We start from the raw sequence: 12,768 nt of genomic DNA on the forward strand, positions 1-12,768 counted from the left end.
GTCCATCAAAACCCCTTGGGTGTTGTATGGTTAAGCCTCACGGGCAATTAGTACAGGTTAGCTCAACGCCTCACAACGCTTACACACCCTGCCTATCAACGTCGTAGTCTACGACAACCCTTTAGGATACTTAAAGTATCAGGGAGAACTCATCTCAAGGCTCGCTTCCCGCTTAGATGCTTTCAGCGGTTATCGATCCCGAACTTAGCTACCGGGCAATGCGTCTGGCGACACAACCCGAACACCAGAGGTTCGTCCACTCCGGTCCTCTCGTACTAGGAGCAGCCCCTTTCAATTCTCCAACGCCCACGGCAGATAGGGACCGAACTGTCTCACGACGTTCTAAACCCAGCTCGCGTACCACTTTAAATGGCGAACAGCCATACCCTTGGGACCGACTTCAGCCCCAGGATGTGATGAGCCGACATCGAGGTGCCAAACACCGCCGTCGATATGAACTCTTGGGCGGTATCAGCCTGTTATCCCCGGAGTACCTTTTATCCGTTGAGCGATGGCCCTTCCATTCAGAACCACCGGATCACTATGACCTGCTTTCGCACCTGCTCGAATTGTCATTCTCGCAGTCAAGCGGGCTTATGCCATTGCACTAACCTCACGATGTCCAACCGTGATTAGCCCACCTTCGTGCTCCTCCGTTACGCTTTGGGAGGAGACCGCCCCAGTCAAACTACCCACCAGGCACTGTCCGCAACCCCGATAAGGGGTCGACGTTAGAACATCAACACTACAAGGGTGGTATTTCAAGGACGGCTCCACGCAATCTAGCGACTGCGCTTCAAAGCCTCCCACCTATCCTACACATGTAGGGTCAATGTTCAGTGCCAAGCTGTAGTAAAGGTTCACGGGGTCTTTCCGTCTAGCCGCGGGTACACTGCATCTTCACAGCGATTTCAATTTCACTGAGTCTCGGGTGGAGACAGCGTGGCCATCATTACGCCATTCGTGCAGGTCGGAACTTACCCGACAAGGAATTTCGCTACCTTAGGACCGTTATAGTTACGGCCGCCGTTTACCGGGGCTTCGATCAAGAGCTTCGACCGAAGTCTAACCCCATCAATTAACCTTCCGGCACCGGGCAGGCGTCACACCGTATACGTCATCTTGCGATTTTGCACAGTGCTGTGTTTTTAATAAACAGTTGCAGCCACCTGGTATCTGCGACTCTCAATAGCTCCATCCGCGAGGGACTTCACCGTCGAGAGCGTACCTTCTCCCGAAGTTACGGTACCATTTTGCCTAGTTCCTTCACCCGAGTTCTCTCAAGCGCCTTGGTATTCTCTACCCGACCACCTGTGTCGGTTTGGGGTACGATTCCTTACAATCTGAAGCTTAGAGGCTTTTCCTGGAAGCATGGCATCAATGACTTCACATCCGTAGATGCTCGACGTCGTGTCTCAGCCTTAAGAGAAACCGGATTTACCTAATTTCTCAGCCTACGCACTTGAACCTGGACAACCGTCGCCAGGCCCACCTAGCCTTCTCCGTCCCCCCATCGCAATTGTAAGAAGTACGGGAATATTAACCCGTTTCCCATCGACTACGCCTTTCGGCCTCGCCTTAGGGGTCGACTTACCCTGCCCCGATTAACGTTGGACAGGAACCCTTGGTCTTCCGGCGAGGAGGTTTTTCACCCCCTTTATCGTTACTCATGTCAGCATTCGCACTTCTGATACGTCCAGCATGCGTTACCACACACCTTCAACCGCTTACAGAACGCTCCCCTACCCAATGCACTAAAGTGCATTGCCGCAGCTTCGGTTTACTACTTAGCCCCGTTACATCTTCCGCGCAGGCCGACTCGACCAGTGAGCTATTACGCTTTCTTTAAATGATGGCTGCTTCTAAGCCAACATCCTGGCTGTCTGAGCCTTCCCACATCGTTTCCCACTTAGTAGTAATTTGGGACCTTAGCTGGCGGTCTGGGTTGTTTCCCTCTCCACGACGGACGTTAGCACCCGCCGTGTGTCTCCCGGATAGTACTTACTGGTATTCGGAGTTTGCAAAGGGTTGGTAAGTCGGGATGACCCCCTAGCCTTAACAGTGCTCTACCCCCAGTAGTATTCGTCCGAGGCGCTACCTAAATAGCTTTCGGGGAGAACCAGCTATCTCCAGGTTTGATTGGCCTTTCACCCCTAGCCACAAGTCATCCGCTAATTTTTCAACATTAGTCGGTTCGGTCCTCCAGTTGATGTTACTCAACCTTCAACCTGCCCATGGCTAGATCACCTGGTTTCGGGTCTATATCCAGAGACTGAACGCCCAGTTAAGACTCGGTTTCCCTACGGCTCCCCTAGATGGTTAACCTTGCCACTGAATATAAGTCGCTGACCCATTATACAAAAGGTACGCAGTCACAGGACAAGCCTGCTCCTACTGCTTGTACGTACACGGTTTCAGGTTCTATTTCACTCCCCTCACAGGGGTTCTTTTCGCCTTTCCCTCACGGTACTGGTTCACTATCGGTCAGTCAGTAGTATTTAGCCTTGGAGGATGGTCCCCCCATATTCAGACAGGATATCACGTGTCCCGCCCTACTCGATTTCACTGAACACACGTCGTCAACTACGGGACTATCACCCTGTATCGTCGGCCTTTCCAGGCTGTTCGTCTAACGCGTGTAAAGCTTAAGGGCTAGTCCAATTTCGCTCGCCGCTACTTTCGGAATCTCGGTTGATTTCTTTTCCTCGGGGTACTTAGATGTTTCAGTTCCCCCGGTTCGCCCTGTTGAGCTATGTATTCACTCAACAGTAATACCTTATGGTATTGGGTTTCCCCATTCGGAAATCCCAGACTCAAATGGTTTTTACTACCTAATCTGGGCTTATCGCAAGTTAATACGTCCTTCATCGCCTCTGACTGCCAAGGCATCCACCGTGTACGCTTAGTCACTTAACCATACAACCCGAAGGAGTTTCGAGTTGATGTTCAAATCACCAAAGTTGTCTCTCATTATTTGAATGAGCGAGAGACATATCGATTTTGCCGGACTCATCTCTTTACCTTCATTTTTAGAAAAAATGAAAACAAAAAGCCAAGAACACTTGAATGTGTTTTTTGGTGTTTATCTTTCGATAAACATTGAGAACTTTACAAACAAACTTAAAAGTTTGTTTTGTCAGCTTTCCAAATTGTTAAAGAGCTATGTTGCTTCACAAGGAAGTTACATTTTCTAAAGACTTTCAGAGTCAAAAACACCAACCAGTATCAATTGCTTGTTCTGGTTTGGACGTTTTATTCCAAAAATACTTAGAGAATGGTGGGCGATACCGGGCTCGAACCAGTGACCCCCTGCTTGTAAGGCAGGTGCTCTCCCAACTGAGCTAATCGCCCACATTGTTTTGATTTCCGTGGAAGGAAATGGTGGGTCGTGCAGGATTCGAACCTGCGACCAATTGATTAAAAGTCAACTGCTCTACCAACTGAGCTAACGACCCAATGGTATCCCGTAGGGGAGTCGAACCCCTGTTACCGCCGTGAAAGGGCGGTGTCCTAGGCCTCTAGACGAACGGGACACTAAGTGAACATCTTGGGGGATGTTCTATCTCTTAAACTTCATAAACCGTATCAATCTGTGTGAACACTCATCGCAATAATCATCGTATAAGGAGGTGATCCAGCGCCAGGTTCCCCTAGCGCTACCTTGTTACGACTTCACCCCAGTCATGAACCACAAAGTGGTAAGCGTCCCCCCGAAGGTTAAACTACCTACTTCTTTTGCAGCCCACTCCCATGGTGTGACGGGCGGTGTGTACAAGGCCCGGGAACGTATTCACCGTGGCATTCTGATCCACGATTACTAGCGATTCCGACTTCATGGAGTCGAGTTGCAGACTCCAATCCGGACTACGACGCACTTTTTGGGATTCGCTCACTTTCGCAAGTTGGCTGCCCTCTGTATGCGCCATTGTAGCACGTGTGTAGCCCTACTCGTAAGGGCCATGATGACTTGACGTCGTCCCCACCTTCCTCCGGTTTATCACCGGCAGTCTCCCTGGAGTTCCCGACATTACTCGCTGGCAAACAAGGATAAGGGTTGCGCTCGTTGCGGGACTTAACCCAACATTTCACAACACGAGCTGACGACAGCCATGCAGCACCTGTCTCAGAGTTCCCGAAGGCACCAATCCATCTCTGGAAAGTTCTCTGGATGTCAAGAGTAGGTAAGGTTCTTCGCGTTGCATCGAATTAAACCACATGCTCCACCGCTTGTGCGGGCCCCCGTCAATTCATTTGAGTTTTAATCTTGCGACCGTACTCCCCAGGCGGTCTACTTAACGCGTTAGCTCCGAAAGCCACGGCTCAAGGCCACAACCTCCAAGTAGACATCGTTTACGGCGTGGACTACCAGGGTATCTAATCCTGTTTGCTCCCCACGCTTTCGCATCTGAGTGTCAGTATCTGTCCAGGGGGCCGCCTTCGCCACCGGTATTCCTTCAGATCTCTACGCATTTCACCGCTACACCTGAAATTCTACCCCCCTCTACAGTACTCTAGTCTGCCAGTTTCAAATGCTATTCCGAGGTTGAGCCCCGGGCTTTCACATCTGACTTAACAAACCACCTGCATGCGCTTTACGCCCAGTAATTCCGATTAACGCTCGCACCCTCCGTATTACCGCGGCTGCTGGCACGGAGTTAGCCGGTGCTTCTTCTGTCGCTAACGTCAAATGATGCAGCTATTAACTACACCACCTTCCTCACGACTGAAAGTGCTTTACAACCCGAAGGCCTTCTTCACACACGCGGCATGGCTGCATCAGGCTTGCGCCCATTGTGCAATATTCCCCACTGCTGCCTCCCGTAGGAGTCTGGACCGTGTCTCAGTTCCAGTGTGGCTGATCATCCTCTCAGACCAGCTAGGGATCGTCGCCTTGGTGAGCCCTTACCTCACCAACTAGCTAATCCCACCTAGGCATATCCTGACGCGAGAGGCCCGAAGGTCCCCCTCTTTGGCCCGTAGGCATCATGCGGTATTAGCCATCGTTTCCAATGGTTATCCCCCACATCAGGGCAATTTCCTAGGCATTACTCACCCGTCCGCCGCTCGACGCCGTTATCGTTCCCCGAAGGTTCAGATAACTCGTTTCCGCTCGACTTGCATGTGTTAAGCCTGCCGCCAGCGTTCAATCTGAGCCATGATCAAACTCTTCAATTTAAGATTTTGTCGGCTCAATGAATACTGAACATTTCTTTCGCTAATAAATAGCAGAAGTAATGTTTGAATTGACTGTGCTGAATCTTTCGATTCAATGGTCACTTCGTTTCATTGAAACCTAATTTGAAGCCGAAGCTTCTAATTGGATTATCATCAACGAGTGCCCACACAGATTGATAGGTCTATATTGTTAAAGAGCTTGCTTCGTAAGCTTTGCTATCGAAGCGGAGGCGTATTCTAAGGAAATAATTTTCAGTGTCAAACACTTTTTAAATTAATTTTTAGAAGTTTTCTTTCGCCTTGTTGCCAACCGCTTTTACGTTTCCGCTTTGCCCTGACAACGGAGGCGCATTATAGGGAGATGATTTTTCTTGGCAACCCCTTTTCAGAAAAAAATTCAAAAAAAGCGTCGAATGATTAAATCTCACTCAAACGCTTATTTTTAGCACTCAGTTGTTAACTTCAAGTAGCAAATAGGCAATCAATATGTGTCTAGCCAAGACTCTTCAAAGCCTGTGATATCGAGACTCAGTGATTGCGCCGCTTCGATTTGCTCGATAGCCTCCAATTCTTTATTTACACTGCTCATCGTCAGTGTGTTGTTGTCTAACTCAAACACTTGTTGTTGCGTTGTGTAATAGAACTTAAGCGTAGTGAGCGCTTTTACATCATCATTGCTCGCGGCTGCTTTAATACTTTTTAGTTTACGAAAGATCTTGTTGTGCAGTTGCTTGAGTTTCCAAACGTACAGCACTTCTTCCATGTATGGTCGAGTTTTAATTTGATTCAATAAAGAGAGGGAAGTTGCAACTGCGAGAACGACACCAATCAAATTCCAATGGAAATTGCCCGTTGATTGTTCTGGTACGACTTCAGTGTTGCCAAACAAAACAATCAGCAAGGTACTAAAGGCAAGAGAGGAGATGGCGAGCAACGCAACAAAACCGCCAATCACAAGGTTTACTTTCTTTTTATAAATGTCTTTATTTATCTGTTTGATTTCCATATACCGCCCCTAACAGGTTACCTCTATTTTAACCAGCTCACTCCGCACGACAATCGAAGCTTTGTAAGTAAGTTCACATTTGCTATTAAACTCGCATCCCTTCCCTGCTTGGGTATATACTTCCGCGCATTCACTCTTCCTATATAGAGGCTAAATTCATGCGCTCTTTTGTTTTACGAGCTCGCGCGGCGCCAACCACCAGCAAAGCACTGTTAGAAGGTGTTGGTAATGAAGCGCATACAGAGATTCTTGCTCATACCATGATGAACACTATGTTCGTTGCTCAATCACACCGTGAAGATGTGGTTGTTCACTTGGTTTTAGAAAGCACAAAAGATTTCTCACGCACCATTACTATTCGCTCTAACGACATCACCAACATTGGCGGCTTCCATGAGTCAACCTTGATTGCAGCAGTTGCTCGCGCTTTGGATACTTCGGTTGGTATGGGCAAAGAGCAACTTCGTGAAGTCGAACCTGGTATCACCGTTCGTACCGTCAGTTTTGAACGCCTAGTGCAAGAACTGGCAGAAGATCACCAACTATATATGTTGGATAAAAAAGGCGAATTTGTTCGTGATGCAGAAATCGGTGGAAACCCATGTTTCTTGCTAACTGACCATATTCCGATGCCGAAGAAGTCTTTTAACAGCTTGAAGCGCCTTGGCACAGAGAAAATCAGCTTAGGTCCTAAGATGCTTTTCGCTTCTCAGTGTGTGGTATTGATCCACAATGAGTTGGACATTCGCGAATTTTAATTCTCGCGAGTTAATCATTCGATAAAAGAAAGAGGACTCCATTGAGTCCTCTTTTTGTTTCTATAGTAATGCTAAGTTTACTTACCACCAATGCTCAAACGAGCAAAACGAACGTCTGGCGAGAAGAAAGTTCGGCTATCGTTAATTAGCTGAGTATCACCCACTGCCTCAACTTCTTGCAGCATCTTGTAGAAGTTACCCGCTACAGTGATACCACGCACTGGTTGAACGCGCTCACCATCACGGCACAAGAAGCCACTCGCACCAAATGAGAAATCACCACTCACTGCATCCGCACCAGAATGGACACCTTGAAGTTCGACTAACTCTAGGTACTCACCCGCTTTTACTTCTGACGCACTGCTGTTACCTGTCGCAATCACTTTGTGATTCGCTGATACGTCTAGGCTCGATTTTGCACCGCGAGCGGCACTTGCTGTCGAGACTGCGCCCAAGTAACTTGCGGTCTGGCTGTTGTGTAGCAAGGTTTTCAACTCACCATTAGCAATCATGACATTATCTTGAGTAGCGAAGCCTTCACTATCAAAACTCGCGATTGCCGTACCATTTGGCATGTAAGCCGTATCAGTAAAGGTAATTAAATCACTCGCAACACGTTGACCAAGCTTGTCACCCAGTGGCGTAATGCCTTTCATCGCGCTTACGCCAGAGAAAGCACTGCCGAAAGCACCGAATAAACTTGCTAGCGCATTGATGTGGAAAATAGCAGGGTAGTTACCTGTCGCAACCGGAGCGCCTTCCAGAAGATCACGAGCAAGGTTGTAGCCACCTTCTATACAGTAAGCTGGATTCAACTCATCAAAACGGCGACCCAGTGACATTCTACCCGCCATTGACTGTTTGCCGTCTTTTTCAAACAAGGTATACGCGTAACAAGTGAACGAGCGCTCGAAGTGTTGACACAATGTGCCTTGAGTATTGGCAATGATCAGTTGTGTTTCGCCATCGCTGTAACCATTGTAAGGTGCGCTAGAAGCGTGAGGCAGAGCCACTACGCCTTGCTCAAGTGCGAGAGACAGTTCGATTTTTTCGTCAACAGAAGTGGTATCTTCTTGCACAATCTCAGCAACATCAGTCGTGATTTGGCTGTTCACGCAACTAATCGTCTGATGTTCATCTTGCTTGGAAAAGCGAGCGCTTTGCAGTGCGTTGGTCAGCATCAAATCCAAGCTTGGTTGCTCTAACGACTCAGAATAGCTTGTTGCAACACGCGCATCTTTCACAACACGAACACCCAGAACTTGACTTGAGCTTACTTTGTACTCATCCAGCTTTCCTTGGTTCGCTTTCAGAGAAAAGCTGCTGTTGCGGTTTACAATAACGTCCGCTTCTGCACCTTGGCGTTTTGCTTCTGATAGGACGTAATCAACCGCATTAAGAAGTTGTTGTTCTTGGCTCATTAGTTACCGCCTCCTACCAGAATGTTATCGACTTTCAGCGTTGGCTGACCGACTGTTGTTGGTACTGAACCACTTACTGAACCACACATGCCCGGCGCAAGCGCCATGTCTCTGCCGACCATGCTGATTTCTTTCAACACTTTTGGACCCGTGCTGATCAGCGTTGCTGTTTTCAGAGGTTTGGTGATTTTGCCATTTTCAATGAGGTAAGCTTCACGAACAGCAAAGTTAAACTCACCCGTACCCGGTTGAACCGAACCACCACCCATCTTCTTCGCATAGATACCACGCTCGATGCCTGCCAGCATGTCATCAAGTGAATGCTCGCCTTCTTCGATAAAGGTGTTACGCATACGCGAGGTTGGTGCAAACTTGTAGTTTTGACGACGACCAGACCCCGTAGGTTCGTAACCTGTCTTCATGCCACCCATTTTATCGACCATAAAGCTGGTTAGCTTACCGTCTTTGATCAACTGAGTGCGCTGAGTCTTCATACCTTCATCATCAACGTGAATCGAGCCCCATTCGTTGGTCATGGTGCCATCATCGACTGCGTTCACCGCGGTGTGAGCAACCATTTCGCCCATCTTGTCGTGGAATACTGAAGCTTTCTTCGCAACTGAAGTGGTTTCTAGCAAGTGACCACACGCTTCGTGGAAGATTACGCCGCCAAAGCCGTTACCAATTACCACTGGCATTTCACCCGATGGACAAGCATCCGCGCCAAGTTTTACCAACGCTTGTTGCGCGATAGTTTGACCTAGCTCTTTGGCATCAAGCTGTTCACTGAATTCCCAACCAGCAAGAGCGCCAGGACCTTCCATACCAGAAGACTGCTCATTACCTTTTTGAGCGACGGTATTACCAGCAACTCGGATGTAATGACGAGTATCGTCAACGTGTAGACCTTCTGAGTTGAAGATAGACACTTGTTGTTCACGCTGAAGCACGCTGCCAATAAACTGGCTGATATGCTCACTCTCAGCACGTGCGGCTTGGTCAACTTTCAATAGAAACGCGATTTTTGAATCTAGGTTAGCATCCTTACTTAGTGGCATGCGGCAACCATGTTGGATTGGGTAGCGGTTCAAATTCAAAGAACCCGCTGACGCGATTTGCTCACGCTTGTCTTTTGCAGCAAGCAGCGAGGTTACGCGCTTTAGTTCGGCTTCATCTGTGCTGTTGGTGTAACCGTAAAGCACCTTATGACCGAAAAAAAGACGAATACCGATACCAAAATCGATACCCGAGTTAACCTTATCCACTTCACCAGATGCGATCTGGACAGTGTTGGTTTGGTGATGTTCAACGAATAGTTCAGCGAAATCAGCCCCCAAAAAGAGCGCATGATCGATCACCGCTTTCGCTGTTACAGAATTAAGCATGAAATCTCCTTGCTCGTTGATCGTCCTAGCCTTCCCCACCTTTGAGTTAGACCCTGTTTATAACAGTCACAACCTAAATTGGATGACTCAAAAGCATATTGGCAATGCGTTAAATATTAACACTTTTTTAACCTTGTTTTATGCTAATCCTTGCTAAGTCAAAGAACGATTCGTTACGTATTATGTCGACATCTCACTATTAGATAGTGTCTTGAACTGCCAGTTTCAATGCAGCACGTTATTTACGCTAAATTCTGGTCTATCTTTACTGCTCTCAAGTCTCATATTTAATCGATTGCCCCCTCTTGGCCGGAAAAAACACGTGCACCGTAACTGAGTGAACTGCTATTATCTTGACGAAATAGTCGGGGGGCCCATGCAGTGAATGCGTCGGCTGAGATCGAAATTCGAGACCCGTTGAACCTGATTCAGTTAGCACTGACGTAGGGAACTATCATCACTTTGCCACTAGCCTGCCTCAAACCTGTATCGACGCAGCTAGCCTCAACGGATCCATACACCGATCTTCAATGGCCAAGTCAGTTCCTTTACGTCTGTAATAGGAGCGACCATGGCGCAGCAGTCAAGCCAAGAAAAACCATCAACACAGCCACAAGCAGCAGCTTCAACAGACACACCGATCGTGTTGACGATTGCAGGTTCTGACAGCGGCGGCGGCGCAGGCATTCAAGCAGATATTAAAGCGATGTCCGCGACTGGCAGCTTTGCTTGCTCGGTAATCACGGCGATTACTTCGCAAAATACCCAGGGCGTTTCTGCGATTTTCCCCATTCCTCTCGACCATGTAGAGAGCCAACTCGATGCGGTATTCACCGACCTCAACATCGTTGCAGTCAAAGTAGGCATGCTGGCAGATTCCAACATCATCAAAGTTGTTGCCAACAAAATTAAGCAATACCAGCCAAAACACCTCGTGATTGACCCTGTAATGGTGGCCACCAGCGGCGATCTATTACTGGAACAGTCAGCAATCAGCACTTTAAAAAAAGAATTGATTCCGCTCGCAGACATCATTACCCCTAACCTACCCGAAGGCGCAGCATTGACGGGTAATCCAGTGCCTCAATCAGAATCTGAAATGAACGATATGATTGCTGATTTACGCGCGCTCGGTGCAAAAGCGGTGCTGTTAAAAGGCGGCCACTTGGAAAAAGATGAAAACAGCAACGATCTGCTGATCATGCAAGACAGCGCCGAGTTAATCAGCGCTAAACGCTTTCCAACCAAAAACACCCATGGCACAGGCTGCACGCTGTCTTCTGCTATCGCGTCTTACCTTGGCCAAGGCAACAACCTGCACAAAGCGGTGCACCTTGGTAAGCAGTACATCAGCCAAGCTATCGCGCACGCTGACGAATTGGATGTCGGTAAAGGTCACGGTCCTGTGAACCACTTTTTTGCAGGTCACACGCATGTGCGCTAACGCACTCGGCATTCAGCTTACCGAAGCAAGTCTGCAATACAAAGACAGCCAAACGTCAACATTAGCAGGGTTGAGTATGACAATCCCTGCTAATCAATGGACTGTGTTACTTGGCCGCAGTGGTTGCGGAAAAACGACGATCCTTCGTTATCTAGCTGGGTTGTTAGACGACAAAGTCGAATGGCATGGTGAATTAACCACAACGGATGGATTCGCTCTGCACGAACGTATCGCGTACATGGCACAACAAGACTTGTTGCTACCATGGCTAAATGTGTTGGACAACGTCTGCCTCAGCACTCGATTTTCTCAGGACAAATCACCAGAGCAAATTAAACAACGTGCACTGGCTTTACTCAACCAAGTGGGACTCGCCGATTGCGCGGATGCTAAGCCAGCTCAACTATCTGGCGGCATGAGACAGCGTGTTGCTCTTGCTCGCACTCTGATGCAAGACAAACCTCTGGTTTTGATGGATGAGCCTTTCTCTGCACTGGACGCGGTTACTCGCCATAAGTTGCAAACCTTGTCTGCCGAATTATTGAAAGATAAGACGGTTGTTCTGATTACCCACGACCCACAAGAAGCGGTGCGATTAGCTCACCAACTCTATGTGTTGCAAGGCACACCTGCGCAAGCTCAGCACTTGGTCGTTCCAGACTCCAAGCCGCCCCGAGTTCTCGATGGAGAGTGCGCGGCGTTACAACAAGCGATTTTGGATCAACTGGAGAAAGACTATGAGTGATATGACTCAGTACAACTCCGTTTCGGCACGCATTAGTAAAAAAGAACGCGTGACCCATCCGGCTCTGCGCTTGGTCATTAGCACAGCGGTGATCTTGGGATTGTGGCAGTTGGTTGTTGTGGTATTCGACATGCCAAGCTTCATCTTACCTTCACCAATTGAAGTGCTGGATAGATTGGTCACTCGTTACGATGTCTTGCTCAAACATACTTGGGTTACCGCGCAAGAGATTTTACTTGGTTTGGCGCTTGGATTATCAATGGGTTTGCTGTTCGCATTGCAAATGCTGATGTTCGAACCGCTGAAGCGTTGGTTACTGCCCATTCTGATTGCTAGCCAAGCGATCCCTGTGTTCGCCATCGCGCCAGTGCTCATGCTTTGGTTGGGTTACGGCATTGCTTCAAAAGTTGTTATGGCGGCAATCATCATCTTTTTCCCCGTCACGACATGTTGCTACGACGGCTTACGCAATACACCAACAGGTTACCTCGATCTTGCCAAGACCATGGGCGCGTCTAAATGGCAGCTACTTCGTCATATTCAATTGCCAGCCGCGCTACCAACGTTAGCTTCAGGTATTCGTGTTGCCGTCGTTATTGCGCCAATTGGAGCAGTGGTCGGTGAGTGGGTAGGTTCAAGTGAAGGCTTGGGTTATCTGATGCTCCAAGCTAACGCTCGCATGATCATTGACGAGATGTTTGCGGCGCTGTTTATCCTCGCCGTGCTGTCTATCTCACTCTACTTCATCACCGATAAATTATTGAAAAAAGCCATCCCTTGGGAAAGCAAGTAATTACAGAAAATAACCAAAGAAAATTGGGAAAGAAAAGGAAG

At 48.2% G+C, this 12,768-nt stretch carries 7 protein-coding genes, 3 tRNA genes, 2 rRNA genes and 1 riboswitch; of the genes, 4 read left to right on the forward strand and 8 right to left on the reverse strand.

Annotation, left to right across the window (positions count from 1 at the left end):
- Positions 1 to 26: 26 nt before the first annotated feature.
- The 6 genes from J4N40_RS21875 to J4N40_RS21900 all read right to left on the reverse strand — a co-directional run bounded on the left by J4N40_RS21875 (position 27) and on the right by J4N40_RS21900 (position 6,181).
- Positions 27 to 2,916 (reverse strand): 23S ribosomal RNA (locus J4N40_RS21875).
- 359 nt (positions 2,917 to 3,275) lie between these two features.
- Positions 3,276 to 3,351: transfer RNA gene (locus J4N40_RS21880), tRNA-Val, on the reverse strand.
- A 28-nt stretch (positions 3,352 to 3,379) separates the two neighbouring features.
- Positions 3,380 to 3,455: transfer RNA gene (locus tag J4N40_RS21885), tRNA-Lys, on the reverse strand.
- A gap of 2 nt (positions 3,456 to 3,457) precedes the next feature.
- A tRNA-Glu gene (locus J4N40_RS21890) sits at positions 3,458 to 3,533 on the reverse strand.
- An 89-nt stretch (positions 3,534 to 3,622) separates the two neighbouring features.
- A 16S ribosomal RNA gene (locus J4N40_RS21895) occupies positions 3,623 to 5,175 on the reverse strand.
- The 16S and 23S rRNA genes sit together here with 3 tRNA genes alongside, the layout of an rRNA operon.
- Positions 5,176 to 5,656: 481 nt before the next feature.
- Positions 5,657 to 6,181, reverse strand: coding sequence for a DUF3087 domain-containing protein (locus J4N40_RS21900; protein ID WP_238844247.1), 525 nt, complete (start codon positions 6,179 to 6,181; stop codon positions 5,657 to 5,659).
- Between the two features lie 158 nt (positions 6,182 to 6,339).
- Between J4N40_RS21900 and trmY the strand changes: the two genes are divergently transcribed.
- Positions 6,340 to 6,939 carry a tRNA (pseudouridine(54)-N(1))-methyltransferase TrmY gene (gene trmY / locus J4N40_RS21905; protein ID WP_138940961.1) on the forward strand — a complete coding sequence of 200 codons (600 nt, stop codon included), beginning with the start codon at positions 6,340 to 6,342 and terminating at the stop codon, positions 6,937 to 6,939.
- Positions 6,940 to 7,016: 77 nt separating this feature from the next.
- On the opposite strand, the gene J4N40_RS21910 is transcribed toward trmY, so the two are convergent.
- Together J4N40_RS21910 and J4N40_RS21915 are read right to left on the reverse strand one after the other, a co-directional pair.
- A complete protein-coding gene (locus tag J4N40_RS21910) occupies positions 7,017 to 8,360 on the reverse strand; it encodes a TldD/PmbA family protein (RefSeq protein WP_238844245.1) in 1,344 nt (447 codons plus the stop codon).
- Positions 8,360 to 9,745 carry a TldD/PmbA family protein gene (locus J4N40_RS21915; RefSeq protein WP_250654514.1) on the reverse strand — a complete coding sequence of 462 codons (1,386 nt, stop codon included), beginning with the start codon at positions 9,743 to 9,745 and terminating at the stop codon, positions 8,360 to 8,362. The genes J4N40_RS21910 and J4N40_RS21915 overlap by 1 nt, the downstream gene beginning before the upstream one ends.
- Positions 9,746 to 10,101: 356 nt before the next feature.
- Positions 10,102 to 10,212, forward strand: a riboswitch (TPP riboswitch).
- A 104-nt stretch (positions 10,213 to 10,316) separates the two neighbouring features.
- Here J4N40_RS21915 and thiD point away from each other — a divergent pair.
- From thiD to J4N40_RS21930, 3 genes are read left to right on the forward strand one after another with little or no spacing between them, the layout of a single operon-like run.
- Entirely contained in the window at positions 10,317 to 11,189 is an 873-nt protein-coding gene (thiD, locus tag J4N40_RS21920) for a bifunctional hydroxymethylpyrimidine kinase/phosphomethylpyrimidine kinase (protein WP_171345582.1), read from the forward strand.
- Positions 11,179 to 11,934: an ABC transporter ATP-binding protein gene (locus J4N40_RS21925; protein ID WP_171345581.1), complete on the forward strand. Its 756-nt coding sequence runs from the start codon at positions 11,179 to 11,181 to the stop codon at positions 11,932 to 11,934. Before thiD ends, J4N40_RS21925 begins: the two co-directional genes overlap by 11 nt.
- Positions 11,927 to 12,727, forward strand: a complete 801-nt coding sequence (locus J4N40_RS21930) for an ABC transporter permease (RefSeq protein ID WP_009706843.1) — start codon at positions 11,927 to 11,929, stop codon at positions 12,725 to 12,727. Before J4N40_RS21925 ends, J4N40_RS21930 begins: the two co-directional genes overlap by 8 nt.
- Positions 12,728 to 12,768: the final 41 nt, after the last annotated feature.

This window comes from Vibrio sp. SCSIO 43097, assembly GCF_023650755.1.
GTDB lineage: Bacteria > Pseudomonadota > Gammaproteobacteria > Enterobacterales > Vibrionaceae > Vibrio > Vibrio alginolyticus.

Bases quoted from the DNA above. Each gene is read 5' to 3' on its own strand.
- J4N40_RS21900 (WP_238844247.1), bottom strand. From the start codon at position 6,181: ATGGAAATCAAACAGATAAATAAAGACATTTATAAAAAGAAAGTAAAC.
- trmY (WP_138940961.1), top strand. From the start codon at position 6,340: ATGCGCTCTTTTGTTTTACGAGCTCGCGCGGCGCCAACCACCAGCAAA.
- J4N40_RS21910 (WP_238844245.1), bottom strand. From the start codon at position 8,360: ATGAGCCAAGAACAACAACTTCTTAATGCGGTTGATTACGTCCTATCA.
- J4N40_RS21915 (WP_250654514.1), bottom strand. From the start codon at position 9,745: ATGCTTAATTCTGTAACAGCGAAAGCGGTGATCGATCATGCGCTCTTT.
- thiD (WP_171345582.1), top strand. From the start codon at position 10,317: ATGGCGCAGCAGTCAAGCCAAGAAAAACCATCAACACAGCCACAAGCA.
- J4N40_RS21925 (WP_171345581.1), top strand. From the start codon at position 11,179: ATGTGCGCTAACGCACTCGGCATTCAGCTTACCGAAGCAAGTCTGCAA.
- J4N40_RS21930 (WP_009706843.1), top strand. From the start codon at position 11,927: ATGAGTGATATGACTCAGTACAACTCCGTTTCGGCACGCATTAGTAAA.